The sequence below is a fragment of the Pseudarthrobacter sp. NPDC092202 genome (assembly GCF_044755505.1).
In the GTDB taxonomy this organism is placed as follows: Bacteria; Actinomycetota; Actinomycetes; order Actinomycetales; family Micrococcaceae; genus Arthrobacter.
The window spans coordinates 43,430-69,521 of sequence record NZ_JBIVRG010000013.1 but is presented as its reverse complement, the minus strand read 5'-3'; the positions used below and the strand labels follow the sequence as shown (position 1 = coordinate 69,521).

The following is a 26,092-nucleotide window of genomic DNA, read 5'->3' as shown; positions in this document are numbered from 1 at the left end:
GGTTAGCGGACGCGCTCCACGCGCTTTTCGTCCCATACCGGCTCGGCGGATTCGTACACCTTGCCGTCGGATCCGAACACCAGGAAGCGGTCGAAAGTGCGCGCGAACCAGCGGTCGTGGGTCACCGCGAGGACGGTGCCTTCGAAATGGTCAATGGCCTTCTCAAGTGCCTCGGCCGAGTGAAGGTCCAGGTTGTCCGTCGGCTCGTCAAGGAGCAGCAAAGTGGCACCGCTCAGCTGCAGCAGCAGGATCTGGAACCGCGCCTGCTGCCCGCCGGAAAGGGACTCATACTTCTGCTCCGACTGCCCCGCCAGTCCATAGCCGTCCAGTGCCCCGGCCGCGGCCTCCCGGCCGAGTCCTGAACGGTGCTCATCACCACGGTGCAGGATTTCCAGCAGGGTCTTGCCAAGGAGGTCAGGCCGGACGTGGGTCTGGGCAAAGAACCCGGGACGGATCCTGGCGCCAAGTTTCACCGTGCCCTCGTGCGGCACTTCGGCGATTTCGACGTCGGAAACGGGCAGGTGCTCCCGCTCAGGATCGGTCCCTCCCGTCGCCAGCAGCCGGAGAAAGTGCGACTTGCCCGAGCCGTTGGAGCCCAGGACGCCCACGCGGTCACCGAACCATACTTCGGTGGAGAAGGGCTTCATAAGACCGGTCAGTTCCAGTTTCTCCGCCACGATGGCACGCTTGGCGGTGCGCCCGCCCTTGAGGCGCATCTGCACATTCTGCTCGATGGGCAGGGCCTCTGGGGGCCCAATTTCCAGGAACTTCGCCAGGCGGGTCTGGGCAGCGTGGTACCGGTTGGCCATGTCCGAGCGGAATGCAGCCTTGTTTTTGTACATGTTGACGAGTTCCTTGAGCTTGACGTGCTCCTCGTCCCACCGCTTCCGCAGTTCCTCGAAACGGGCGTTCCGTTCTGCCCGCGCCTCCACGTAGGAGCCAAACCCGCCGCCGTGGATCCAGGCGCCGGCACCGTTGATGCCTGGTTCCAGCGTGACGATGCGCCCTGCGGCGTTGTTCAGCAGCTCACGATCGTGGCTGATGAAGAAGACTGTTTTCCTGGACTCGTTCAGCTTCTCCTCAAGCCACCGCTTGCCCGGAACGTCAAGGTAGTTGTCAGGTTCGTCCAGCAACAGGAGGTCGTCCGGTCCGGCAAAAAGCGCTTCGAGAACCAGCCGCTTCTGCTCACCTCCGGAAAGGCTCGACGCCGGGCGGTGCTGCGCGCGGTCAAAGGGAAGTCCCAGCGCGGCCATGCACACCTCGTCCCAGACGGTTTCGACGTCGTAGCCCCCTGCGTCTCCCCAGTCCACGATGGCCTGGGCGTACCGCATCTGGCTTGGCTCGTCGTCGTGCTCCACCATGGCCAGCTCGGCGTCGTCCACCTCACGCGCCGCTGCCGCCAGCGCAGGCGGGGCAGCGGATACCAGCAGGTCCCGGACCGTGGAATCGTCCCGGACCTGGCCCACGAACTGCCGCATGATGCCCATGTTCCCCGAACGCCCGATCACGCCTTCATCCGGCACCAGGTCACCGGCGATGATGCGGAAAAGGGTGGTCTTCCCGGTGCCGTTGGGGCCGATCAGGGCAGTCTTGGTGCCGTCCGGGACCTTGAAGGTCACCCCGTTGAGCAGCTGGGTGCCGTCGGAGAGGAAGTAATCTATGCCGGAAACGTCAATATGGGCCACGTACTCCATCTTCCCACGGCCACGACGGAGAGTTTTTGTCCACTTATGGCGACTTTGCCGGCAGCGAAGTCGCCATACATGGACAAAAACTACCCGGCTGCGGTGAGGAACTCCTTCAGCAGCGGCCCGGACGTCGTCGCTCCCAGTCCGCCGTCCTCCACGAACACGGCGACTGCCAGGTCGCCGTGGACAGCCACGATCCAGGCATGCGTCTTCGGCGGGTTTTCTTTGCCGTATTCAGCGGTGCCGGTCTTTGCCCCCACGGGTGCCCCGGGAACGCTCGAAAGGAATCCTGCGTGGCCGGAGGTGACCACGGCGCGCATCATGTCACCGAGGGCAGTGGCCTCGGCAGCGGTAATCGGCTCGCCCGACGCCGTCGACGGCGGTTCCGCCGTAGCGGACGCGGAAGGCTGGGCTGCCGGTGCCGTGGAACCGCTCGTCGTGCCGGCCGCGGCAGCACCGCCGTCGGGATTCAGGACCAGCTGTGGTGACACCGGTGCGCCCTTGGCCACGGAACCGGCCATCATGGCCGCCGCCAAGGGAGAAAGCAGCACCTTGCCCTGCCCGATCATGGAGGCGGCATGCTCCGTCCCGGCCGCCTCGCCGGGGACCGATCCGAGGAACGCGTCGGCGCCCAGCGAAGGTGCTTCGACAGCGATGCCCATGGCCAGGGCGGCGGCCTCGAGCTGTCCCTGTGACACGGTGTCCCGGGCGGCGATGAACGCCGTGTTGCAGGAATGTGCAAAAGCGTCCCGGAGGCTGACGGAACCCAGGGAGCCCTCGGGATAACCGTCGGCATTCTTGAAGGTACGCCCGTCCACCGTGAGGGTCGGCGTGCACTCAACCTTGGAATCGGGAGTCAGCCCGTTGCGGAACATGGCTAGGGAATCCACCATCTTAAAGATCGACCCCGGCGCGTACTGGCCCAGCATGGCCGTGTTGTAGCCGTTGCTGCCGGGACCCGATGCCACGGCCAGCACGGCACCGCTGGAAGGGCGCAGCGCCACGATTGCCGATGCCGGTCCCACGTCCTCCAGGGTGGTCTCCGCCAGTGCCTGCAGCGCCGGGTCGATGGTTATCTTCAGCGGGGTGCCGGGCTCCGGCGCCACTTCAAAGAGCACCCGCCGGGGATCCGTTGCCGCTGACTGGATCTGTTCGCGCGTCAGGTCGGCCCGCTGCGCGCGGATCACGACGGCGTCCGTCCCCCTGAGCTGTTCGTCATACTGCTGCTGCAGCCCACCGATGCCGGTGACATCGCCCGCCGCCAGGGCACCTTCCGACGCTTCGATCTGCTCAGCAGTGGCCTCTCCCACGATGCCGAGCACGGCGCGGGCGAAGGTCCGGCTGGGTGCCAGCGGCACAGAAGCAGGTATGGCACGGGCACCGGGGATGGCTGCGATCTGATCATTGGTGATGGTCCGGCCTTCTTCCCGGAGGGTAATGGCGGAAACAAAGGCTTCGTCGCCGGAGGCTTTCACCTGCTGGACGTAGCCGGCGGGGTCGACCCCCACAAGGGAAGCAAGCCTGGTGGCGGAGTCCGCGGGATCGGCAGCGCCCAGCTGCGGTTTGTCTATGCCGACGTTCACCACCGGACGGTAGGTGACCAGGGGGACGTCCCCGGCCCCAAGGATGTCCGCACGCGGCGGGGACTGGGACCCCTTGGCCAGGATCTCGCTGTCCGCGAGGCCGGGTGCCAGGGTTGCCGGGTTCCAGACCGTAAGCCATTTGTCGCCGGACTTCTTGAAGTTGGCCGGGACGGTGTATTTCCACTCGGCTTCACCGAATTTCCAGGTGTAGTTCAAGGGAGCCGAGGCGTTGTCCCCGTCCAGGGTGACAGCGCCTGCTTCAACCTCGGGCTTCTGCGGATCCAGTGCTTTGAAGACGCCGCGCAGTTGATCGTTGGCAGCAGCGGCGTCCTTGCCGTCGAAGGCAACCCCCGCCACGTCGAGTCCAGAAACTGCTGTGGCAAATTGCTCTGCTGCGGCTTCTGCGCCGCTCCTGCCGTCGTCGCAGGCCACCAGCGAGGTTCCCAGGATGAGCGCAGCTACGGCAACAGAAAGTTTTGTTGATTTCCCCATCCGGCCATTATCACCCCGCGCAGCAAGTGGAATTGGCCACTGGGAGGGCTTGGAAGTGTTGCGTTTTGGCTACGACGCATCCAGGCCCAACGCCGGAACGGGCAGCTGGAAGATGTCCTTCAGCGCATGGGTTGCCGCGTGCAGCCCGGGCATGCCCGTGACCCCGGGACCGGGCGGCGTGGAGGAGGAACAAAGGTAGACGCCGCGCATTGGGGTGCGCCAAGGGTGCCGGGACACTACAGGCCGCTGGACCAGCCCGCGGAGGTCCATGGTGCCCGCGCTGAAGTCCCCGCCGATGTAGTTCCGGTTGTACTCTGCCAGCTGGGCCGCGGTCACCACGTTGGTGTCCACCACGAGGTCCCTGAAACCGGGGGCGAATCTCTCCAGCTGTGCGGTGATGGCTTCAACCATGTCCCTGGTTGAACCGGCCGGCACGTGGCAGTAGGTCCACAGGGTGTGGCGCCCGGCGGGAGCACGCTGCGGGTCGAAACGGGAAGGCTGGGCCACCAGTACGTAAGGGCGTTCGGGGTGCCGGCCCATGCTGACCTCGTTTTCCGCGTGCGCGAGTTCCGCCCTGGTCCCGCCAACGTGGACTGTTCCGGCGTCAGCCAGTTCCGCAGCCTCCCACGGCACGGGGCCGGAGAGGATGAAGTCCACCTTGCACGAGCCGTTCCCGTAGCGGAAGGCTTCCAGGGCTCTGCGGTAGCGCCCGGGAAGGGAGTCGCCGGCCATGTCCACCAGTCCGCGCGGCGCAACATCAAGGAGGGTGGCACGGGCGGGCGGAAGGTCGGCCAACCGGTTTATGGGGGTGTTGGTATGGAGGATGCCACCATGCGCCTCTATGTCCGTTGCCAGGGCGGCGGCGATGGCGGCAGAACCACCCAGGGGAATGGGCCACCCTTCCGCGTGGCCCAGCGCTCCGAGCATCAGCCCTGCCCCGGAGGCAGCCAGCGACGGAAGGTGGGACACGGCGTGGGCCGCAACACCGCTGAGGAGCGCAGGAGCGGCTTCCTCCCGGAACCGGGCATTCCAGAGTCCCGAACCTTGCTCCAGGGTCCGCAGGCCGAAAATGCCCGCGGCCACAGGATTGCGGGGAAGGCGGAAGAGCTGGTTCTGCGTGAAGTCCATGACGTCGTCGATATTCCGCACGATGGGGCCCATCAGCCGCCGGTACGCCGCGCCGTCCCTGCCGAGTCCAGCCGCTGTCCGGTCCAGCGACCGGTAGGCGAGGGCTGACCGGCCGCCGTCCAGCGGTGATCCAAAGGAAAGCTCGGGAGTAACAAGTTCCATCCGCTGTGAGAGCTCGAAAGCCCGGAAGAAGGGCGAGGCCAAGGCCATTGGATGAACCGCGGAGCAGACGTCATGGAAATGGCCCGGCTGCATAAGTTCGGCAGTGCGGGTTCCGCCGCCGACCACAGGCGCGGCTTCGAAGACCTCCACGGCAAGCCCTGCCCTTGCCATCACTGCCGCGGCGGCCAGCCCGTTGGGTCCTGCGCCCACCACCGTTACGTCAGGCATCTGATGCTGCCTTCCGCGGGAGCGTGGTGCCTGTCCGGCGGCGCAGGTTCAGCCGGAACCGGTCCGGCGCGCCGGTGAACGGCCCGCCATGCGGATCGTCGAGGTGGTGCCGGCGGATGGGATCGTAGGTGGGGTCGTAGATGTCCCAGACAACCCGTGCCATCAGGTAGGCGACGGCCAGCATGTGCGCTGCCACGGCAAGGACGTAGTAGGGCATATCCAGGTTGTGCTGCGAGGAGCCGGCGCTGGTCACCTGTCCAAGGTACATCCATACTGCGGCCCAGTGCAGGCCTTCGATGCCCTGCCAGACCACGAAATCGCGCCACCGCGGCCTGGCCAGCGCCAGGAGAGGAATCAGCCACACGACAAACTGCGGCGAGTAGACCTTGTTCGTCAGGATGAAGGCCGCCACAACCAGGAAGACAAGCTGGGCCAGGCGCGGGCGGCGCGGCGCGGTCAGGGCAATCACGGCGATGAGGGCGCACCCCACCACGAACAGGCCGAGGGACAGCAGGTCTACGGCTGCACCGCTGAGCTCCTGCCCCCTCAGCCTGCCCAGCACCAGGTTGTAGGCGAACCAGGGTGAGCTGTATCCGGCGCCGCGGTCCGCCGAGAACTGGAAGAAGTAGGCCCAGCCAGGGAAATTTGTGACGGCGAAGGGGAGGTTGACAAGGGCCCACGAGGCAGCGGCAGCCCCTGTGGTCTTGAGGAAGGGCTGGAAGCGTCCGGTCCGGATGGCGAGCAGGAGGATGGCGCCCAGAATAAGCAGCGGATACAGCTTTGCTGCCGTGGCAAGGCCGATAAAGACGCCGGCCAGCACCAGTCGCTCGCGGGAGAAGAAGTACATGCCCACGGCAAGGAGGGCCACCGCCCAGAGGTCCCAGTTGATTGTGCCGGCCAGGATGATGCCCGGCGCCAAAGCCACCATGGCCGCGTCCCAGGGCCGGCGGGCGCTCATCCGGGCGGTGGTTAGCACCGTGACCGCCGCGGCGGCGGCCAGAAGAGCGGCATTGATATCGAAGTAGGCAAGTATCCGGGCATCCGGGGTTCCGGTGCCGGGGACCAGCCACGCCGTAACCCCGGCGATAAGGGCCGTCAGGACAGGGTATTCAAACTGGCTCCCTGTTCCCAGGATGGGGAAGTTGCCGTCTGCCAGTCCGCGGTTGCGGAACAGTTCAGGGAAGTCGGAGTAGCAGGTGGCGTAAAACTGGGTGGGGGATTCCCACCCGTTGGCGCGGCAGTATCCCTTCAGCAGGATGCCCGCCAGTGCCGCCAGGACGGTCAGCAGGACAAGTACCCGTTCCACGCTGAAGACGCCGGGGGAAACGATCCCTGGAGCGGTCCGGGATCCGAGGGGTCCGCCCACCACTTCCGTGAAGTTCCTCAGCAGGACATCGCTGCGGCTTGGAACAACAAGGCGCAGCCTTCCTCGATGCTCGGGCGGCTGGGTGTCCTCCATGTCTTCGAGCTTACCGCCGCACCCCGAAGCCGTTTGGACGCCCGGGCGGGGAGCCCACGCGCCGCCGCGTGGGCTCCGGCCACAGGTTCGCTGATATCCACGGCAGCTCCTGGCTGAGGCAGTTCTTTTCGCAGCTGTCCCGGACCGCCCCCGCAGGTTCCTTAGCGGGTTCCGCCGATCTGCTGGTGCATCAGGACGAACACGTCCTCGCGTTGCTTTTCCAGCAGCGTCTCATTGAACTTCCTCCGGATGCTGCGCCGTCCTTGGGCGGGAAGCAGGAGTTTTCTGAACTTCTTCATGGCAATCACCTCCTTCAGTTGAGGGCGTGCGCCTACATTTGGGCACGGCAATTAGGCCCCTCCTAGCCGGATAAAATTGAGGCAGGGAATTATGGCGGTGCGAATATTGGCAGAAAGAATTAGACGCCAATTACCCGAAAATGGGCACTAAAGCTGCCGATGATCAGGGCAATAGGCAAAAGAATAGGCAGGAAGATTCCGTGTTCCGGGAAAATCGGTCACAGTGGCCGCACCTGCAATGCGCAGGTTGGTGCCCTGCCGATCCAAGGCCCGGGGAAAGGACGCTGCTGCCCGGAGATCCAGGCGGGAGTAGCGGCTAGGAGCCGGCGTAATCCCAGAGGGGGCGCACAAAAGCATCAGTGGCCGGGGCAGCGGTGATGGTCAGCTTCCGTCCGCTAGTCAAAGTAATCATTGTCCCAACCTCCTTTTCTGCTCTGCCGCGGCTGGGGCTAAGGCCCGGGCAGCGTGCGCCGTGATCCCGGCAGGACGCCCTGGGAACAGGAATAAAATTACACTACTGGTTGGATGATTCGCTACTAGATAGCTGGAATTTATCCAATTAATTTTTGGTTTTCGCTGCTAAAGGCCCCAGCGGACGATCGCGGGCGTCTTTTTATCCCACCCGAGTGTGCACACCTTTGCAGTACCCAGAATGAAATGGCGGCCCTCGGCAGGCGGCAATTCCAGCCAGCGCGAGGTAAGGATCCGTGAAAAGTGGCCGTGGGCCACAATCAGCACATTGTCCATGCCGGACTCGAGCACGCGGCCGATAATTTTGTCCGCCCTGGCCGCAACTTCATCCAGCGTTTCGCCGTTGGGAACGCCGTGGGTCCAGATGAGGTAGTCGGGATTGTCTTTGCGGATCAGGTCCGAGCTGATCCCTTCGTAATCGCCGTAGTTCCACTCCACCGCCAAGGGTTCGTGCTGGGCGTCGGGAAAGCCGGCAAGCTCGGCCGTACGCCGTGCGCGCCTCAACGGCGAGGTGAGCACGAGGTCGAAGTCCACGGGGTCCAACACCTTCCGGGCCTCCACGGCCTGCTGTTCACCCTCGACGGTCAGTGGAAGATCCGTAAGCCCGGTGTACTGGCCGCTCTTGGACCATTCGGTCTCGCCGTGGCGCAGTATCCAGAGCTGGGGCCGGGGGGCAAGGGCAGGAATGGTCACTTGGACTCCTCAGAAGGGGACGGCTCGACGGCGGCGGGGGACGTTCCAGCGTCAGGCGCAGGAGGTGTGGGTTCGGCAGGCGCCGATTCCGGCTGCCCTGCCCACCAGCGGAGCAGCCGTGCTTCCGCTTCCTCCGCCGGCAGGGGACCGTTCTCCATCCGCTCATTCAGCAGGAACTTGTAGGCACGGCCCACTACCGGACCGGGTTTGATGCCCAGCAGGGCCATGATCCGGGCGCCGTCAAGATCCGGGCGCACGGCATCCAGCGATTCCTGCTCCCGAAGGGCGGCGATGCGGGCTTCGAGGTCGTCATAGGCGAAGGCGAGGCGTTCGGCTTTCCGCTGGTTGCGGGTGGTGACGTCCGATCGGGTGAGCCGGTGCAGCCGTTCCAGCAGGGGCCCGGCATCGGTCACGTAGCGGCGGACTGCAGAGTCGCTCCAGCCTGCATCCCCGTAGCCGTAGAAGCGCATGTGGAGTTCCACGAGGCGGGCCACGGCTTTGGTGGTGTCGTTATCGAAACGCAGCGCCTTCATGCGTTTGGAGGTGAGCTTTGCTCCCACCATGTCGTGGTGCCGGAAGCTCACCGCGCCGCCCGGTTCGAAGCGGCGCGTTGCCGGCTTCCCGACGTCGTGCATCAATGCTGCGAAGCGCAGGACAAAGTCCGGACCGGGCACCGGGCCCTCGCTGTCCGTCTCCAGCTCCGCTGCCTGTTCCAGTACCTGGAGGGAATGCTGGTAGACGTCCTTGTGCCGGTGGTGCTCGTCCGATTCCAGCCGCAGGGCGGAAACCTCCGGCAGCACGAACTCGGCGAGGCCCGTGTCCACGAGCAGATCCACGCCGACCCGCGGACGGGCGCCGCAGATGAGCTTGACCAGTTCGTCCCGTACCCGTTCGGCGGAAATGATGGTGATCCGCTCGGCCATCTGCGTCATGGCCTGCCGGACGTCGTCGTGGACGGAAACACCCAGCTGGGCAGCGAAGCGCGCCGCGCGCATCATCCGCAGCGGATCATCCGAGAAGGAGGCTTCCGGTGCCCCGGGGGTAGCCAGCACGGAGGCATGCAGGTCGCGTACGCCTCCGAAGGGATCCACCAGTTCCAGGGAGGGCAGTTTCAGGGCCATGGCGTTGATGGTGAAGTCCCGCCGGAGCAGGTCATCAGTCAAGGAGGAACCGAAGGCCACCACGGGCTTGCGGGAATCGGGATCGTACGCCTCTGCCCGGTAGGTGGTGATTTCGATCTGGAAGCCTGCCTTGCGCATGCCGATGGTGCCGAAGGCGCGGCCGATCTCCCAGTAGTTGTCCGCCCACTTCTTGATGAGGGCCACCGTCTGGTCCGGGGTGGCGTCGGTGGTGAAGTCCAGGTCGGGGGAGGTCCGGCCCAGGAAGAGGTCGCGCACCGGCCCGCCCACCAGCGACAGCTCGTGGCCGGCGTCCACGAAGCGCTGGCCGAGCTCCAGGACCACCGGGTCCACCTGGAAATCGACGGTCTGGGAATCAGTCTTGTGATGTGCGTGAGCCATAGTTACTTAAGCTTGTCAGAAACCAGCGCGTCGGCAGGCCAAAATACGGTCAAGATCGTGCGGAATCACTCCACCGCCGGCAAAGTGCGTCATATGCAGTCCATGTTGGTGTCATGTTCCGGTCATCACGAGCGGGCAACAGTCGTTAGAGTGGACTCCATGGCCCAACCAGTACCGAGCGCTCCAGGCAGGAGGACGAACGCACCATTGCCCTCGGCAATCGGTGCGCACGTTGCGCCCGCCCAGCATGCGGCACCGGCATCGCTGCCTACGGTTGAGGAAGTCTCAGCCGGCGGCGTTGTAGTGGACACGTCCGATGCCGGGATGAGGGTTGCGATTATTGCCCGCCTTAACCGCGGCGGACGTTTGGAATGGTGCCTGCCCAAGGGCCATCCGGAGGGCAAGGAAAACAACGAGCAGGCTGCGGTAAGGGAAATCGCCGAGGAAACCGGCATCGAGGGGGACATCCTCGCGCCCCTCGGAAGCATTGACTACTGGTTTACGGTCAGCGGCCACCGGGTCCACAAAACGGTCCACCATTACCTACTGCGCGCAACGGGCGGCGAACTGACCATCGAGAACGATCCGGACCAGGAAGCCGTGGACGTGGCATGGGTTCCCATCCAGGAGCTGGCCCGGAAGCTGTCCTTCCCCAATGAGCGCCGGATCGCCGACCTCGCCCGCGAGGTCCTGCCGGAGCACCTGTAGGACTGCTGGTATCCGGGCGCAGGGTGCCGGCGTTGCGGCTTTAACCGCCTTCGGGTGAGACGATGAAGTCGATGTCAGCAACCAACTTTCCTTCCGATAAAGCCGGCCGGCCCGGCAATTCCGTCCCGGCCGGCGTTCCCCCCGAACCGGCCGCCGCGGACAGCAGCCCTGGCGCTGTGGCTGCCAGTGAAACCCGGTCCAGCGCCGTCATGGCCGCCGGGACGCTCGTGTCCCGGTTCCTGGGCTTTGGCAAGACCTGGATGCTGGGTACGGCGCTCGGCCTGGGTTCCACCGTCAATGACACGTTCATCAACGCCAACAACCTGCCCAACCTGATCTTCCTGCTGGTAGCAGGCGGGGTATTCAACGCCGTCCTGGTGCCGCAGATCATCAAGGCAAGCAAGGCTCCGGACAGGGGAGCGGACTACATCAGCCGGCTGCTGACGCTGGCTGTGCTGCTCCTGTTGGGTCTGACGGCGCTGGTGACGCTGGCTGCCCCCTGGGTCATTGAACTGACCACCCAGGGCTACACGCCGCAGCAGAAAGCGCTGGCCGTGGCCTTCGCCTTCTGGTGCTTGCCGCAGATCTTCTTCTACGGCCTCTACGCCCTCCTGACCCAGGTCCTGAACGCCAACGGAGCCTTCGGGCCCGCCATGTGGGCGCCCATCCTTAACAACCTGGTGGCCATTGCCGGGCTGGGAATGTTCATCTGGATTTTCGGTGCCAACGAACTGAATCCGCACACCCTGGACAACTGGGGCGAGACCCAGACCCTGCTGGTAGCCGGGTTCTCCACCATCGGCGTCATCTCCCAGACAGCCATCCTGATGATCCCCGTGATGCGGCTCAAGCTGGGCATCCGGCCGCGCTTCGGCTGGCGCGGGGTGGGACTGGGCCAGGCAGCCAGGCTGAGCGTCTGGACCCTGCTGACCGCCGCCGTAGGCCAACTCGCCTTCCTGTACGTCATGCGTATCGCCACCATTCCCGGCGCTGAACGCATCAAGCTGCAGCAGGCGGGGGACCCCGCGGCTTACATGCTGCCCGGCAACGCCGTGCTGGAGGTGGCCAGCCAGCTCTACCTGTTGCCGCACTCCATCATTGCCCTGTCGCTGGCCACGGTGCTGTTCAACCGCATGACCCGGGCTTCCCAGGACGGCAACCGCGACGAGCTGCGCGATGCCCTCTCGCACGGCCTGCGGACCATGGCGGTGGCAACCGTGTTTGGTGCCCTGGCGCTCTTCGCCTTGGCGGGTCCCTTGGGAATGTTCTTCTCGGGCGGGCTCCGGCAGGACGGCGTGATGCTGGCCCAGACGCTCACCATCCTGGCGCTGAGCACGCCGTTCATGAGCGCGAACTTCATGATGTCCCGGGTGTTCTACGCGAACGAGGACGCCCGCACGCCCTTCTACGTCCAGCTGCTCCTGGCAATTGTCTATGTGGCAGGTGCCTTTGCCATCCAGTTCCTGCCCGTCACCCAGATCATTTACGCCATCGCGGTCCTCTACATGGTGGGCAACATCCTTTCGGTGGTCATCAGCGCCTGGTTCCTGCGGCGCCTCCTGGGGCATTTGGACGGGCCACGGATCGCCAACTCCTATATCCGCATGGCGTATGCAGCGCTGGGTTCAGCCATCGCCGGAGCCGGCGCCCTCTGGCTGCTGGGGAGCTACAGTCCTGACGGGTTTGCCTGGCGCGACAGGCTCACAGCCCTTATCACCCTCATCGTGGTGGGCCCGGTGATGCTGGTCGTCTATTTCTTCCTGCTCAAGTTGTTCCGTGTCTCCGAGCTGCGCGACCTGCTCCGGCCCCTCCTCGGCCGCCTGGGGCGCGGCGGACCGGCCGCGCCTCCCGCCGGAGGAGGGACCACGCCGTCGGACTCCCCATCCGGTTCGCCTTCTGATGCGCCGTCCGGCTCGCGGGGGCGTCCAGACCCGGAGCGCGCCACCACCTCCGTGGACACGGGCCTCATCCCAAGGATTTCCGGCGAGTTCGATGCTGTCTCCTTCCGGGCCGGACCGGCTCCGGAGCAGGGGGCACCGGAGCACGGGGAGCGGAAGGAGCCCCTCGACGGTGATGGCACGCCAAGGCCCGACGGCGGCTACCTCCCCGGGGAGGACCAGCCCAGCACCGCGCGGGGAGGATTGCTGCGGGAGCAGATCCCCCTGCCAGGGCGCCGCACCTTCCAGGGGAAGCCCGGCGAGAACCCACATTTCAAGTCAAGGCACCCCCGGAAAAAGTGATGTTCCAGCGGTTCCCGGCCGCCTTTGTCCAAGGTGGAAGGGGCTCAATCCGCTAGGATCGAAAAGGTACAGGGTAGTTGCATCCAGGGGTCAGGCGCCCGCCTGCTCCTGGACGATGGTTGCATCATTCAAGCCGGCAATCCCGGACAGTCTAGGAGGAACACGTGTCCAACCCGATCGATGTCGGATCAGTACTGGGCGGCCGCTACAAGGTCACTGCCACGGTACTGGCCTCGCACGACCACGATCTGGTGCTGGACGGTGTGGATCAGGTCCTGAACCGTCCCGTCAGCATATTGGTGGCCGGCCCCGGCAACACCGAACAGGTTGCCCAGAGTGCCCGGGAAGTAGCCACCGGCGAACGCCCCGGCACCGTCCAGGTCCTGGACCTCGGCATGAGCGAGGCGGCCACGTACCTCATCACCAACCACACCTCGGCAGCGGATTTGCTGGACCTGGTGGTGGCCTCCAACCCTCCCTATGTGGAACCGTTCTTCACGGACACCCTGGGAAGCGAAATCTTTGGGCAGCCACGCTCGAACGAGCCGGAACCCTACGACGATGAGGACCATGTAGAAGCCGGCTACATCAACTACTCGGACAACCACCCCAGCCAGGTCGATCCCTACCGCGCAGCACCGGCTGTACCGCCGAAACCGCCAGTCCGTCCTGCTGGCGCGCCGTCCACCGGCCGGACGTCCAACGGGGCGTCCCCGGTTGGCAGGGCAGCTGCAGCAGGGGGAGCTCTGGCGGCCGGTGCCGCCACAGGCTCCGGTTCCGATCGATCCGGACACCCGGAGGATCACCAGACTGCGCCCCGTCCCGCTGTAGGACCTGCGCAAGGATCTCCCGGCTCGCCTGGCGGGAAGCCGAAAGTGTCCCTGTGGTCCGACGACGATTATGCGAATGCTGAAGAGCATTCCCCGGCTGGCCCGTCCACCGACGACAATCCTGGACCGGCAAAGAAGAAGTCTTCCGTTTTTGCGCGTTCGGCTGCGCCGGCCGCTGCCGCTGGTGCGTCCTTCCCCGATCAGGGCCGCTATGACGACGACGACCGTGACGAGCCTGCCCGCGAGCCCCGGTCCATGCGCTGGTTGGTTGGCGGACTGCTGGCCGTAGTGCTTATTGCCGGGCTTGTGTTTGCCGTGACCAACCTGGGCAGCCTGTTTTCCACCCAGCCACAGGCAGGGCCCACGGCAGCCAGCACCAACAGCAGCGCCCCCGAAGACACGGCAGCTGCCACGCAGGCGCCCACAACCGCCCCTCCCGCTGTGCCGCCAGCCATCGAGAGCATCACCAGGCAGGGCAACTTCGACTTTGCTGCCACCTTTGATGGGGACCTCGTGAGGGCATACGACGGGAACGCCGCGAGCTTCTGGTCCGATATGGAGTTTGCCACCGAGAACTGGGGCGGACTGGCCCCACAGGGCGTCCCCCTCGTGGTGAAGCTCGAGCAGCCCGCCCAGGTATCCTCCATCACCCTTTCGCAGCTGGGCGGCTCCGGTGGCAACATCACCGTGTACACCAACGACCGTCCTTCACTCGATGGCGCCAAAGCAGTTGGCACCAACAGCTTCACCTCGACAGACCTCACCATGCCGTTGGCGGAGCCGGTAGAAGCCGAGTACGTCATCGTCTCCATCAACTCCCTGCCCCGGCTGGCTGCTCCGAAGACGCGCTACGGATTCGGGATCAGGCTGGCGGAGATCAAGGTCCAGTAAGCAGCTTCCTCCGGTCAAAGGTTTGGCCCTCATGCCCGCCGGAACTACCCAGGGGGCTAAGGCCGGGACCGGAGGAACCAAGTCGTGCTGCGGCGGGGGCGGTAACCTTGAAAGAGCGCCTGCGGTGACGGCTTCCTGCTGTCTGCCGGTATGCCACCGTGTCCGGGCGCCGGAATAATCAGCAACAAGTAGCAGTTGTGCCATGTGGCCGGCCTCCACGAGGGGCGCGTCAACCAAGGAAGAGGTTCACCGTTCAGTGACCATTGCAGAAAACACCGCGTCCGATGTACGTGATGTCATTATTGTCGGCTCCGGCCCGGCTGGCTACACGGCAGCTGTCTACACGGCCCGCGCCAACCTGAAGCCGCTGCTGCTGGCCGGCTCCGTCACTGCCGGCGGTGAACTCATGAACACAACGGATGTTGAGAACTATCCGGGCTTCCCGGAGGGGATCATGGGCCCCGACCTGATGGAAAACTTCGAAAAGCAGGCTGTCCGCTTTGGCACAGAGATCCAGTTCGAGGATGTCACCAGCCTTGACCTTGAAGGCCCCGTGAAGACGGTCACCATTGCAACGGGCGAAAGCTTCAAGGCGAAGGCGGTTATCCTCTCAACAGGCTCGGCATACCGTGAGTTGGGCCTCCCGAACGAGAAGCGCCTGTCCGGGCATGGTGTTAGCTGGTGTGCAACCTGCGACGGTTTCTTTTTCAAGGATCAGGACATTGCCGTGATCGGCGGCGGTGACTCCGCGATGGAGGAGGCCCTGTTCCTCACCAAGTTCGCCAGGTCGGTAACCGTCGTTCACCGCAGGGACTCCCTGAAGGCTTCGAAGATCATGGCTGACCGCGCCCTTGCCCACGAGAAGATCAGCTTCGTCTGGAACAGTACAGTGGATGACGTCATTGGCGACCAAAAGGTCACCGGTTTGAAGGTGAAAAATCTTCTTGACGGAAGCATTTCAGATCTTGCAGTTACGGGCGTGTTCGTAGCGATCGGCAACGACCCCCGAACCGATTTAGTCAAGGATGTCTTGGACCTCACCCCGGAGGGCACCATCGCCGTGGAAGGCCGCAGCTCCAGGACCAGCATTCCCGGCGTCTTTGCTGCCGGCGACGTGGTGGATCCCACCTACCGCCAGGCGATCACTGCTTCAGGCTCCGGCTGTGTTGCGGCGATCGACGTTGAGCACTACCTCGCAGACTTGCCCGCGTAAGTACCGTCACGATATCCGAAGAGAGAGATCAGGCTAATGAGTAACGCCAAAGACGTAACAGACGCCAGCTTCAGCACGGACGTACTGTCCTCAGAAAAGCCGGTAATCGTTGATTTCTGGGCTGAGTGGTGCGGTCCCTGCCGCAAACTGGGCCCGATCCTCGATGAGATCTCCGTCGAGTACAGCGAAAAGGTGGACGTGGTCAAGGTAAACGTCGACGATAACCCGGCTATCGCTGCGGAATACGGCATCACCTCAATCCCCGCTGTTTACCTCTTCCAGGGTGGGGAAGTGAAGAGCACAGTCATCGGCGCCAAGCCCAAGCAGTTCTTCGAAAAGGAATTCGCAGACGTACTGTCCTAAGAATTTCATTTCGCCTGAATTGAACAGAATAGTGGCCACTGCACAGCGGTGGCCACTTTTTTGTCCCCACATTGCCTGCAACGTAGCCATGTCATGCCCGCTGCAGGGCCTTCACTGAGTAACGGTGGTGCCTGTTTCACGTGAAACATGACTCTGGGTTCGCCTGCTCGCGGCTCGAGCACAAATGCTACGCGCTTCTCGGCTCAATTCTGATGCCCAAGCGTAGTGTGCCCTCACAACTAGCGGTGGGCTTCCATGCCCTCGGTGCACGTCCTGAAAATCAGCAAAAACATTCACCAGATGCCATCTGGGGAACCAGTCGCTTTACACGATGATCTATAGCGCTACGAGTCCCTAAGACACTGGGCCACGTATTGGGCCACATATACGCTCACTTCAGAAGCGACAGCAAGCAAGAGCGCTTGCTTGGACGGAATAGACTCCCGTAGGCGGAACCGGCTGCCCATCGTCCTCCGGAGGAATTCTAGCGAGGTAAACGAAGTAGACCCCGGGGTAGCTTCTGCGGTGGTATAGAGAACGCGGTCGCCACTGCCGGACCGTGTCGCGTTTCACGTGAAACATGGTGTCCGCTGAGCAACTGACACGCAGAGCTCGGGCCCAATCACATGTTGTCTTCTTCTCAGAGCCCACAGGAACAAGCTAGAACAATTGCCTTGGTCTGTTACCGTTTGCTTGCACGTTGGTACGGATAGGAAGCCGCCAGCGCTAGCGTACCCGGCCCCTGCCCCTGGGAAAATGGGTGGCGAGAGCGTGATGCCCATTGTCACTGGCAGAGTTAGCGGGCTGCGCACCTTTTTGGGTTCGGCTGCATGCCCAGTGCACCCTGCCGCATGCGTCAGAAGCACAGGGGAGCCGTTCACCAGACTTGGAAGGCCGGCCGCGGCCCCAGCGTGCCACGGCTTCAGCCAACCAAGTCACTTACAGACGCACGTTCCCCGTACGGTCAGTCGCCCCTCGGCTGCAGAACTGAGTCCCTTGTCCACGCTAGCGGTCACCGGGCCATCTCCCACTTTTTCCCGTACGTGCACCACGCTCCGTGCGGGCATCAGAGGACCCATGGACTTCAAGCGAGCTCAGGCCCAGGGGAGAGCTGCTGTTGACCTGCAGTAGTGCGAATACTTTGTGTGTCGCGGCAGGAGTCGCTCAATGCCGCGGACCCCATCCTTGGAAGGCCAGGACAAGAGTGCGCTTTCCGACCCTTGGGAGTCAGGCCCGGCGTTCACGCAGCAGTTCCGACCTTCGCGCGTGGCCAGACGGAGGCGGCGATGTTTCACGTGAAACAGAACGCGCGTCCGGTGGTCCGTATGACTCGAACCGCGATGCTTGCCTTAAAGACACGGTGCCGCACCCCGGCAGTACGAATCTGCTGAGAAAACGTGAGCTGAAGAATCGCCGATGCTAGCCCAATGTCGCTAGCGATGTATGGGCCAGCTCTGCGTAGCGTGATCCTCTCGCCTGCGCTAGGGACGCGTAGAAGGGGCTTGTGTGCAATGTGTTCTCATCGCGCACGACCTGGCGCGCTGCTCAAAAGGACCGCCCCTTTCTCTGGCCGATCCCAGCAAAGGCGCACGCAGAGTTGCTGACCCCAACCGTGTACACGACATCAGCAGGAGTACGAAAGGAAAGAATCCAGGCATTTCCGGGGAAACGTGCAGTTTCAGCTCACCGGCCCAACTGCTGAGCGCAGCGTTGAGGATAGGCGTTGACTTGGAAGCCACACCCGCGTCAAAAGAAGCGAAGGGCCTGAGGCATCGACGCCGATGATGACCAACGTTAACCTTTCTACAGCGCCAGAGAGCCGACAGGTGTTCTGGACCATGAACGATATCCACAGCGTTTTCCACAGAGCTACCGGCGAGTATTCACAGCAATATCCACAGGGCGGAGCAACTTCGGCAGCACTATCTACTTGACGGACACCGACCGGTGAATGTCTGCCAGTCACTGACTCCGAACGGTGTTACAGTTCGCGACTCTGGGCTCTCGAGTCGTGAAGCTCTTCCGACGCCCGAACTTTGCTGAAAATAGCAGTACGTGAGCTGTTTATCGTCCTTTTGCGAGCTGCCAACATGACTGAGAGCCGGGTGTTTCACGTGAAACACCAGCGAACCAACTGCCGGTCGTAGGCGAGTCCCAACACCGTGCCGTCAATCCTGTGACCCGGCACAGCAGGAAGGCCCTAAACTCTCCTCCCCTGCAGCTTCCCATCCACATAGTTATCCACAGCTTTATCCACGACCTGCAATACCTGCCAAAAGTGATTCGAGGTAGAAAACGATAGGAGGAGAGGCCGTTGCCTTACACGTACATTAGAGAGGTGAAAGACCGGAAACAACTAGCGACAAGCTCCGCATGCTTTGCCGCGCTGGTACACGTCGTTGAACCCTTGCAGCGCATGTCGCATCCCTGGATGCGGACAAGGGCCATGTTCCGGGACACAGTCATTGTCGGAGTCACCAAGGCCGCGCAGGAGTTAACGAGGACTACGGTAGCTCCGAGCAGGGGAGGGCACCCTGGACGCGAGTCACTGGCTGACGAAACCGAGCTTCGAGCGGCACGTAAATGATGTGCACCGCGCGTCCCCGGTCCAAACACGAGGGAAGCCAGACCGATCCCGGCATGGCAACATTGGATGTGCAGTAATAGGCGCCAGACGACCCGTCGATGTATCAGGTCCCATGAAATAGCGGGATTTGTAGGCTCCCAGCTCAGAGAAAGTACCAGCCGATCAGCGGGCCTGCGCCGCTGTTCGATTACAGTGCGACCCATGCTGAAGCAGTTACGCTGCGCCCCCTCCTTCCGCTCGGACTCTGCCCACGCCCACCGCACGCGAGGTCGTGAGGTCGCGGACCCAAACCTTGGAAGGGGCTTCCAAGCTAACTCCGGCATGGACCCTGACTTAGACTCTCGTTCTGACTAGGTAGGATCCGGTTCGGCTCTACCGACGCGCCCCTGATTCACGTGAAACGAGGCATACACCAGACGTTGACCGCGGGACCGCTCGGACAAAAGACCGACATAGTTCCGTCCTCATCCAGGCATGAGCGGGGGGTTTACTACTCCGAACCGCAGACGAGCAACTTCGGGCACCGGTTGCCGGCCTTAAACGCAATGCGTTTGGACAGACTCCTGGGACCGAGGAGAAGAATTGCCATTGGAACACACGTGCGATCACCAAAACCTAACCAGAGGACACCGCCGGCACCAAGCTGGACAAGGCAACCTTAGAGACTGCACTCCACCTGCCGCAGCCATAGTTTTGCTCGGGCCACCTGCGGCAAGGGGGACTATAGCTCTCTTGCTTCGCTTCCTCTACTAGCGACGAAAAGGACCCAACACCGCGGGGCCATACTGGGTCTGCGCAAGAGGAGCCAGCGGAACTAGGGGTGGAAGGCACGGACGTGTCCATACCACCGCATGTTCCACGTGAAACATCGAAACAATCCGCTGCAGCTGGGGGACAAGTGTTCATCGGACGGTTCAAGGTCCGTACACAGCCGTGCCTTACAACAGCCCCATTGATTTATCGTGGTCCAATTGCATAGTGCGTGGCTCCATCTCCATGTGGAAGGACGATGCGTGCTGCCAAGAGCGACCACCTTCGCCCTTATAGCGGTTACCCCAATGGCCGGCTGGTACATAGGCCTCGTTTCCGCCAGCCAGCCCCCTGCCCCCTACCTCGCGGCCCGTCGCTACCCCTTAAGTGCCAGTCTGGCGAAGGAACAGTAGGGAAACTCCGAACCGTGCCGCCCGGCGAGGGAGTTTCACGTGAAACATCACTACGCTTGGCGGAGCACGCACAATCGTGTCTGGAGCCGTTACGCAGTCGTCTTAGGCCTGCAGAAACACTTACAGCTGCTATGGTGAGGTTTCAGTTTCGGGCCTGAGGTTGACTAGTACGTACCCAGGCCTAAGCGCTTCCGCCCAGATACTGCGCAATAGATGCAGGTAACGGAGGTGACGGGCTTCGCAAACAGCGATGGGCCACGCGGTTGCGCTCAGCGTGACCACGTGAGCCCCCAATTGTGCCAGCCCTACAACGGTTGCAGGTCCTCCCAATATAGAACCCGGTAGCTACTGCGTATGGTCCCCAATAGCGACGCCCCCAAGAAACAAGTAGGGCCCGATTCGATGTGAACCGGGCCCTACCCGAAGAAAATTAGTTAATTACTCTGGCCGGGAGCCAAGACCTCCATAATGCGGTTAAGGTCTTCGACACTCGCAAATTCAATGCTCACTTTTCCCTTACGGACGCCAAGGGAGATCTTGACGTTGGTATCAAGCCGGTCGGAAAGCGAGGATGCCAAATAGTCGAGCCGCTCATGGCGGGCTCCAGGACGGGGAATGTTGTTCTTCGTGGGTTTCGCCGGATCCTGGTACAGCGTCACAGCCTCTTCCGTTGCGCGGACCGACATTCCCTCCGCAACGATCTTCTGAGCCAGGCGCTCCATGGCAGCAGCGTCAGGAAGGGCCAGGAGGGCGCGAGCGTGGCCTGCAGACAGAACACCGGCCGCTACACGGCGCTGTACCAGCGGGGGCAGCTTGAGGAGCCGCAGGGTGTTCGACACCTGCGGACGCGAACGGCCGATGCGGTCGGCCAGCTGTTCGTGCGTGGTCCCAAAATCTTCCAGGAGCTGCTGGTAGGCCGCAGCTTCTTCCAGGGGGTTGAGCTGGCTGCGGTGCAGGTTTTCCAGCAGTGCATCCCGAAGCAGGTCGTCGTCGGTGGTGTCCCGGACGATTGCAGGGATGGTTTCGAGGCCAGCGGCCTGAACTGCCCTCCATCTGCGCTCACCCATAACGAGCTCAAATGGCTCGCTACCTTCTTCGGTTGACTTCCGCACGACAATTGGCTGGAGGACGCCAATTTCACGTACCGAGTGAACGAGCTCAGCCATGTCGTCTTCATCAAAGACAGACCGCGGCTGTTTGCGGTTGGGATGGATGTCAGAGACCGGAATCTCTGCAAAGCGGACACCCGGCACTTCCACCAGATCAACGCCATTGTCGTTCCATGCGGGGGTTTCATTGCGCCCACCGGTGGTACCTGCCGAAGCAGCCTCCTCCGGCGTGCCCGCCTGCTCCTGCCCTGCTTTGTCAGCATCGTCGACGCTGTCTGCCGGTGTAGCCGGCGCTTCCGTCTCGGCCTTAGCGGCAGCATTCGCCTTCGGTGCCGTCGTACCGGCTTGCGGCCCCTTGGTTGCAGCAGACTTGGCTGAAGGTTTGGCTGAGGAGGATTTGGAGGACGCAGCCGCAGCACGCTTCTCTTCCGCCGGCTTCGACGGCAGGGTATCGGCTGCCTCATCCAGAGGCTCGGTCTTCTTGCGTCCCTCAGGAAAAAAGAGATCTACCGGACGCGAGACGGTTGCAGCATTGCCCGACCCGTTGGCGGCGGCGGAACTTGGAATCAGCGCACCCAGACCGCGGCCCAGGCCGCGTCGTTTCTCGCTCATTGGTAATCCCTCCAGTGGTAGAGCCGGGCATCGCCAGGCTCCTGTCGTTGCAGTTTGAAGATTTTAGCGCTCTGCTATTTCAGCAGCGGCTTCCAGATAAGACAGGGCTCCACTGGAGGAAGGGTCGTACGTCATCACCGTCTGCTGGTAGCTTGGCGCCTCAGATATGCGGACCGAGCGCGGAACGACAGCAGACAGGACCTGGTCCGGGAAGTGCTGGCGTACCTCGGCCGCAACTTGGGCTGCAAGATTGGTGCGGCCGTCGTACATGGTCAAAAGGATCGTCGAAACAACCAGGTCAGCGTTCAAGTGCTTCTGGATCATCTCAATGTTCTTGAGCAGCTGGCTTAGTCCTTCCAGTGCGTAGTACTCGCACTGGATGGGGATGAGTACCTCGTTGGCTGCGCAGAAAGCGTTAACGGTCAGCAGGCCAAGGCTCGGCGGGCAGTCAATGAAGATGTAGTCGAGCCGCTGCTCGCCGTTCTTCTCGCGTGTTTTGGCATAAACGTCAATCGCCCGCCGGAGCCGCTGCTCGCGGGCCACCAGGGAGACCAGCTCAATTTCCGCGCCTGCCAGGTGGATGGTTGCGGGTGCGCAGATCAGGTTCCCGATGTCCGGGCATGGTGCCACCACATCCGCGAGAGGGACATCGTTGATCAGGACATCGTAAATGCTGTCCACGTCCGCGTGGTGTTCGATCCCCAGGGCGGTGGATGCATTGCCCTGGGGGTCAATGTCGATGACCAGGACGTTAAGGCCGGCGGCCGCAAGGGCCGCGGCAATGTTGACAGTGGTGGTGGTCTTCCCCACCCCACCCTTCTGGTTGGAGACCGTGAAGACACGGGTGTTCTCCGGCCGCGGCAGCTGGCGGCCTACCAACCGCTCACGACGTTTCGTTTCGTGCGCAAGCTCCCGGGCTATGGGGCTTGAATCATCAATCGCATCGATTACATTTGATCGTCCGCCAGCGGTTGTTTCACGTGAAACGGCTGCTGACTTGGAAGCGTTCGAAACCTTCTGCGGGTGAATTCCACCCCTGCCCGGCGCCGCGAGAGGACCAGCGACAGAACGTGCTGACCCCAAAGACACAAACGGGGGTATCCGTTGTGTGGAGGGTTCGCTACTTGTCACTGGGGCACACTCACTCTCGTTCAGCCAAATTTGCTGCCGATGTCTAGCCTAACTGCTGGACCCGGCAGAGTTGGGCCACCGGGCCCGAACTAGGCCTTCTTTTGGGACTTGTTTACAACGATACGGACCACGGTGGTGGGTTCCTCCAGGAGGTTCTCACCAACAGTGAGAACTGATGTCTCGACGCCGCCAAGCTTACGGATGGTCTTGGCGGCTTTCTCGATCTCCTCTGCGGCACTGCGGCCCTTGATGGCCACCACTTCACCCTTGCCGGCAAGCAGGGGAATCGTCAGGCCGGCGAGGTTGCTAAGGGCGGATACGGCCCTTGCCGTCACCACATCCGCCTCCACGTGGCCCACAGCCAGCTCAGCCCGGGTCCGCATAACCGTCACATTGTCCAGCCCGAGGTCGTCAACCACTTCCTGGAGCCAAATCACCCTGCGTTCCAGTGGTTCGATGAGGGTCAGCTCCAGGTCGGGCCGCGCAATCGCGAGACACAGCCCGGGCAGACCGGCACCGCTCCCGACGTCGGCAACATGGCTCCCCTCAGGGATCTCACTTTCAATGACGGCGCAGTTAAGGACATGCCGGCTCCACAAGCGGGGGATCTCACGCGGACCGATCAGGCCCCGCTCCGTGCCGGAGGTGGCCAGGTGTTCCACATAGCGCTTAGCCAGGTCCAAACGGTCGCCGAAGATCTTCTCAGCAGCGGCAAGTTCAGCCGGCGTGATGTCAACCATGATTAGCGGATCAGCCATTCTCTACTCGGCGGATACTACGATGTGGCGTCCAGCGCCTTCGCCCTCGGACTCGCTGACCAGTCCCAGGTCGGCGACAGCATCATGGACGATTTTCCGCTCGTAGGCGCTCATCGGTTCCAGTGCCACCGGCTGGCCGCTTTCCTTCACTGAAGCTGCGGCGTCCTCGGCAATCTTCTGCAGGTGGCCGGTACGCTCCTGGCGGTAACCGTTGATATCAAGCACCAGCCGGGAGCGGTTCTCCGTTGCGGACAGCACTGACAGGCGCGTGAGTTCCTGAAGGGCTTCGAGGACTTCGCCGTCCTCACCCACCAGGCTGTCCAGGGCATCGGACTCTTCTTCGGTCACGATGGAAATGTACGTGCGTCCGTTACGGACCTCAATGTCAATGTCGCCATCGATGTCGGCGATGTCCAGGAGCTCCTCGAGGTAGTCCGCTGCAACGTCCCCCTCTTCCTCCAGGCGGCTGGCTGATGAGGCCCGGGGCAGGGAAGCCTCCCCGTTCTCGGACGCGTCCTGATCATCGATGATCTCCTCGGACAGGGCGTGTTCGGTACTCTCGGCAGACATTACTTCTTCTTCCTGTTCTTGCGTTGTGGCTGGATGCGCTGGCCCTTTGCCTGGGCCACGGCCGCGGCGGCAGCAGCGTCCTCGGCGGCCTCGTCCTTCTTGCCGCCCAGGATGGGGAGCGCCGGAAGGCCCTTGGCAGCCCGGCGTTCGGCGAGGGCCTTTGCAGCGGGGGATCCCGGCGTCGGCATGCGGCGGATCACAAAGAACTGCTGGCCCATGGTCCACAGGTTGGTGGTGGTCCAGTAGATGAGGACGCCGATGGGGAAGTTGATACCGCCCACGCCGAAGACAATCGGCAGGATGTAGAGCATCATCTTCTGCTGGCGCATGAACGGGCTGGCCATGGCTTCTTCGGACATGTTCTTGGCCATGATCTGCTTCTGCGTGATGAACTGCGAAGCCGTCATGGCGAGGATCATGAGGATGGAGAGGATCCAAACGGCGACGACGTTGCCGCCAGGGGGCGTGCCGTGAAGCAAGGTCGCGGAAAGCGGAGCACCGAAGATTGTGGACTGATCGAACTGCACCACCTGCTCGTGGCTCATCGCGCCGATGCCCTCGCCCTCGCGGCTCGCCGTCGAGATGCCCGACAACACGGTGAACAGTGCGAAGAAGAACGGCATCTGGATCAGCATGGGAAGGCAGGCCGAGAACGGGTTGGTCCCGTGCTTCTTGTACATGGCCATCTGTTCCTGCGCCATTGCCTGGCGGGACAGCTGGTCCGTCTTGCCCTTGTACTTGTCCTGAAGCTTCTTCAGGTCCGGCTGCAGCAGCTGCATGCCGCGCTGGGCCTTGATCTGCTTGACGAACACGGGAATCAGGGCGGCACGGATCACCAGCACCAGGCCGATGATGGACAGCGTCCACGTCCAGCCGGAGGCTTCCGGCAGGCCAATGGCAGTCAGTCCCTCATGGAATCCCACCATGATGATGGACACAAGCCATTTGAACGGAAACATGATTGTTTCAAAGAAGTCCATACTTATCCCTATTCGTCAGGCCGCACTGCGGCCTTCTCCATCAGTCCGAGCAGCCAGGTACTTGTCCGGGTTGTTCAGCACAACAATTGTGGGGGTCTGGTGTTCCGGCCATTCCCGGTGGCCGGCGGGGACGTGGTCCACACCGCCGGCATTCCAAGGGTGGCAGCGGCTGAGGCGCCGGACAGCGAGCCAGCTTCCCTTGACGGCGCCATGGACGGTGACAGCTTCCAGCGCATAGGCCGAGCAGGAGGGGAAAAACCGGCACACCTGGCCGTACAAGGGTGAAATCACCTTGCGGTAGGCCGTGAGAAAAAGAATGAGAAGGTTCCGGGGCAGGTTCCAGAGGAACAGCCCCACGGCTGCGGCACCACGTTGGAGAGAAGTAACGACGACGGCGGTGGCGTTACGCACGCGGTGTCCCCTCCTGTGTTGTACCGGCCGAATCCTTGGCAGCAGCCCTTGCCGGGCGGCTGGCCAACCGGACCATCGTCGATTCCAATGCGGCATTGTAATCCGACAGCAGCTGGTCCCAGCTGGCAGTTGCGGACGCCGGAAGCGCCCGGACCACTATGGCAAACCCGGTACCGTACTCGCGCAGCGAGGCAGCACCTGCTTCTCTCAGTCTCCTCTTAACGAGGTTCCTGACCACAGCGTTCCCTACACTCTTGGAAACGATGAACCCGATCCGGCTGGGTTCGTCAGCAGCAATGGCTGCCGTATATAACACTACGTTCCGGCGTCCATTGCGGACACCGGAACGTACAGTTGTTGAAAAATCGGTTGCAGTCCTCAAACGGTTACGGGTGGCCAGCACCTTAAACTCGCAAAGAAATGTCTACCGACGAGTCAGTATTTAGGCCGACAGCTCGGTGCGACCCTTGCCACGACGGGCTGCCAGGATGGCACGGCCGGCACGGGTACGCATACGAAGGCGGAAGCCGTGCTTCTTGGCTCGACGGCGGTTATTCGGCTGAAAAGTCCGCTTGCTCACGTTAGTTACTCCAGTGGATCAAAGGTGCGCCCACCCGATCAGTATGGGGAAGAACTGGCCGACGCTAAGTTTTGTATATGCACGCTTCCCCCGGCTGCTCAAGCGCACTGCGCCTAAGAGATTCAGATGGGGCCAAAAAGCGGACACAAAGGACTTCACAACGTTAGGGCAATTCAAGGGCCGGAGTCAAACCGGGAGCGCCCTGGGCGGCTATCCCCAGCTG

The 26,092-nt window shown here is 62.8% G+C and carries 20 protein-coding genes; 5 read left to right on the top strand and 15 right to left on the bottom strand.

Annotated features, from left to right (window positions below; translation table 11 throughout):
- Window positions 1-2 precede the first annotated feature (2 nt).
- The 7 genes from ACIQF4_RS17240 to ACIQF4_RS17210 form a co-directional block, all read right to left on the bottom strand.
- On the bottom strand, window positions 3-1,685 hold the full coding sequence (locus ACIQF4_RS17240) for an ABC-F family ATP-binding cassette domain-containing protein (protein ID WP_400517782.1): 1,683 nt from the start codon (window positions 1,683-1,685) through the stop codon (window positions 3-5).
- A gap of 89 nt (window positions 1,686-1,774) precedes the next feature.
- Window positions 1,775-3,763, bottom strand: coding sequence for a penicillin-binding transpeptidase domain-containing protein (locus ACIQF4_RS17235; RefSeq protein WP_400517783.1), 1,989 nt, complete (start codon window positions 3,761-3,763; stop codon window positions 1,775-1,777).
- Between the two features lie 69 nt (window positions 3,764-3,832).
- Window positions 3,833-5,281: a phytoene desaturase family protein gene (locus ACIQF4_RS17230; RefSeq protein ID WP_400517784.1), complete on the bottom strand. Its 1,449-nt coding sequence runs from the start codon at window positions 5,279-5,281 to the stop codon at window positions 3,833-3,835.
- Window positions 5,274-6,740 (bottom strand): glycosyltransferase family 87 protein, encoded by a 1,467-nt coding sequence (locus ACIQF4_RS17225; protein ID WP_400517785.1) that lies wholly within the window; start codon window positions 6,738-6,740, stop codon window positions 5,274-5,276. Before ACIQF4_RS17225 ends, ACIQF4_RS17230 begins: the two co-directional genes overlap by 8 nt.
- Window positions 6,741-6,901: 161 nt before the next feature.
- Window positions 6,902-7,039, bottom strand: coding sequence for a hypothetical protein (locus tag ACIQF4_RS17220; RefSeq protein WP_350004122.1), 138 nt, complete (start codon window positions 7,037-7,039; stop codon window positions 6,902-6,904).
- A gap of 579 nt (window positions 7,040-7,618) precedes the next feature.
- Window positions 7,619-8,203 (bottom strand): histidine phosphatase family protein, encoded by a 585-nt coding sequence (locus ACIQF4_RS17215; protein ID WP_400517859.1) that lies wholly within the window; start codon window positions 8,201-8,203, stop codon window positions 7,619-7,621.
- Window positions 8,200-9,723 carry a CCA tRNA nucleotidyltransferase gene (locus ACIQF4_RS17210; protein ID WP_400517860.1) on the bottom strand — a complete coding sequence of 508 codons (1,524 nt, stop codon included), beginning with the start codon at window positions 9,721-9,723 and terminating at the stop codon, window positions 8,200-8,202. The genes ACIQF4_RS17215 and ACIQF4_RS17210 overlap by 4 nt, the downstream gene beginning before the upstream one ends.
- 207 nt (window positions 9,724-9,930) lie before the next feature.
- Here ACIQF4_RS17210 and ACIQF4_RS17205 point away from each other — a divergent pair, with 207 nt between their 5' ends.
- The 5 genes from ACIQF4_RS17205 (at window position 9,931) to trxA (ending at window position 15,968) form a co-directional block, all read left to right on the top strand.
- Window positions 9,931-10,431, top strand: a complete 501-nt coding sequence (locus tag ACIQF4_RS17205) for an NUDIX hydrolase (RefSeq protein WP_400517861.1) — start codon at window positions 9,931-9,933, stop codon at window positions 10,429-10,431.
- 71 nt (window positions 10,432-10,502) lie between these two features.
- A complete protein-coding gene (gene murJ, locus ACIQF4_RS17200) occupies window positions 10,503-12,671 on the top strand; it encodes a murein biosynthesis integral membrane protein MurJ (protein ID WP_400517862.1) in 2,169 nt (722 codons plus the stop codon).
- Between the two features lie 164 nt (window positions 12,672-12,835).
- Entirely contained in the window at window positions 12,836-14,392 is a 1,557-nt protein-coding gene (locus ACIQF4_RS17195; protein ID WP_350004126.1) for an ABC transporter substrate-binding protein, read from the top strand.
- A 256-nt stretch (window positions 14,393-14,648) separates the two neighbouring features.
- Window positions 14,649-15,605, top strand: a complete 957-nt coding sequence (gene trxB, locus ACIQF4_RS17190; protein WP_400517864.1) for a thioredoxin-disulfide reductase — start codon at window positions 14,649-14,651, stop codon at window positions 15,603-15,605.
- A gap of 36 nt (window positions 15,606-15,641) precedes the next feature.
- Window positions 15,642-15,968: a thioredoxin gene (gene trxA / locus ACIQF4_RS17185; RefSeq protein WP_188810651.1), complete on the top strand. Its 327-nt coding sequence runs from the start codon at window positions 15,642-15,644 to the stop codon at window positions 15,966-15,968.
- Window positions 15,969-20,152: 4,184 nt separating this feature from the next.
- Here the strand turns inward: trxA and ACIQF4_RS17180 are convergent.
- The 8 genes from ACIQF4_RS17180 to rpmH form a co-directional block, all read right to left on the bottom strand.
- The gene (locus tag ACIQF4_RS17180; RefSeq protein WP_400517318.1) at window positions 20,153-21,439 is read right to left on the bottom strand and encodes a ParB/RepB/Spo0J family partition protein; all 1,287 of its coding nucleotides are present in this window, start codon (window positions 21,437-21,439) and stop codon (window positions 20,153-20,155) included.
- A 63-nt stretch (window positions 21,440-21,502) separates the two neighbouring features.
- Complete coding sequence (locus ACIQF4_RS17175; protein WP_350004129.1) at window positions 21,503-22,570, bottom strand: ParA family protein; 1,068 nt, start codon at window positions 22,568-22,570, stop codon at window positions 21,503-21,505.
- An 89-nt stretch (window positions 22,571-22,659) separates the two neighbouring features.
- Entirely contained in the window at window positions 22,660-23,310 is a 651-nt protein-coding gene (gene rsmG / locus ACIQF4_RS17170; RefSeq protein WP_400517321.1) for a 16S rRNA (guanine(527)-N(7))-methyltransferase RsmG, read from the bottom strand.
- Window positions 23,311-23,331: 21 nt separating this feature from the next.
- Window positions 23,332-23,898 (bottom strand): protein jag, encoded by a 567-nt coding sequence (locus ACIQF4_RS17165; protein WP_400517317.1) that lies wholly within the window; start codon window positions 23,896-23,898, stop codon window positions 23,332-23,334.
- Window positions 23,898-24,878, bottom strand: coding sequence for a membrane protein insertase YidC (yidC, locus tag ACIQF4_RS17160; RefSeq protein ID WP_400517316.1), 981 nt, complete (start codon window positions 24,876-24,878; stop codon window positions 23,898-23,900). Before yidC ends, ACIQF4_RS17165 begins: the two co-directional genes overlap by 1 nt.
- Before the next feature lie 15 nt (window positions 24,879-24,893).
- Window positions 24,894-25,289, bottom strand: a complete 396-nt coding sequence (yidD, locus tag ACIQF4_RS17155; RefSeq protein WP_350004132.1) for a membrane protein insertion efficiency factor YidD — start codon at window positions 25,287-25,289, stop codon at window positions 24,894-24,896.
- Window positions 25,282-25,692, bottom strand: a complete 411-nt coding sequence (gene rnpA, locus ACIQF4_RS17150) for a ribonuclease P protein component (RefSeq protein WP_350004133.1) — start codon at window positions 25,690-25,692, stop codon at window positions 25,282-25,284. Before rnpA ends, yidD begins: the two co-directional genes overlap by 8 nt.
- A gap of 39 nt (window positions 25,693-25,731) precedes the next feature.
- Window positions 25,732-25,869: a 50S ribosomal protein L34 gene (rpmH, locus tag ACIQF4_RS17145; RefSeq protein ID WP_003800212.1), complete on the bottom strand. Its 138-nt coding sequence runs from the start codon at window positions 25,867-25,869 to the stop codon at window positions 25,732-25,734.
- Between the last annotated feature and the right edge of the window lie 223 nt (window positions 25,870-26,092).

Excerpts from the sequence above, each read along its gene's own strand:
- ACIQF4_RS17225 (WP_400517785.1), bottom strand. The coding sequence starts at position 6,740 with ATGGAGGACACCCAGCCGCCCGAGCATCGAGGAAGGCTGCGCCTTGTT.
- yidC (WP_400517316.1), bottom strand. The coding sequence starts at position 24,878 with ATGGACTTCTTTGAAACAATCATGTTTCCGTTCAAATGGCTTGTGTCC.
- rsmG (WP_400517321.1), bottom strand. The coding sequence starts at position 23,310 with ATGGTTGACATCACGCCGGCTGAACTTGCCGCTGCTGAGAAGATCTTC.
- ACIQF4_RS17210 (WP_400517860.1), bottom strand. The coding sequence starts at position 9,723 with ATGGCTCACGCACATCACAAGACTGATTCCCAGACCGTCGATTTCCAG.
- ACIQF4_RS17165 (WP_400517317.1), bottom strand. The coding sequence starts at position 23,898 with ATGTCTGCCGAGAGTACCGAACACGCCCTGTCCGAGGAGATCATCGAT.
- ACIQF4_RS17180 (WP_400517318.1), bottom strand. The coding sequence starts at position 21,439 with ATGAGCGAGAAACGACGCGGCCTGGGCCGCGGTCTGGGTGCGCTGATT.
- trxA (WP_188810651.1), top strand. The coding sequence starts at position 15,642 with ATGAGTAACGCCAAAGACGTAACAGACGCCAGCTTCAGCACGGACGTA.
- ACIQF4_RS17220 (WP_350004122.1), bottom strand. The coding sequence starts at position 7,039 with ATGAAGAAGTTCAGAAAACTCCTGCTTCCCGCCCAAGGACGGCGCAGC.
- ACIQF4_RS17235 (WP_400517783.1), bottom strand. The coding sequence starts at position 3,763 with ATGGGGAAATCAACAAAACTTTCTGTTGCCGTAGCTGCGCTCATCCTG.
- ACIQF4_RS17230 (WP_400517784.1), bottom strand. The coding sequence starts at position 5,281 with ATGCCTGACGTAACGGTGGTGGGCGCAGGACCCAACGGGCTGGCCGCC.
- murJ (WP_400517862.1), top strand. The coding sequence starts at position 10,503 with ATGTCAGCAACCAACTTTCCTTCCGATAAAGCCGGCCGGCCCGGCAAT.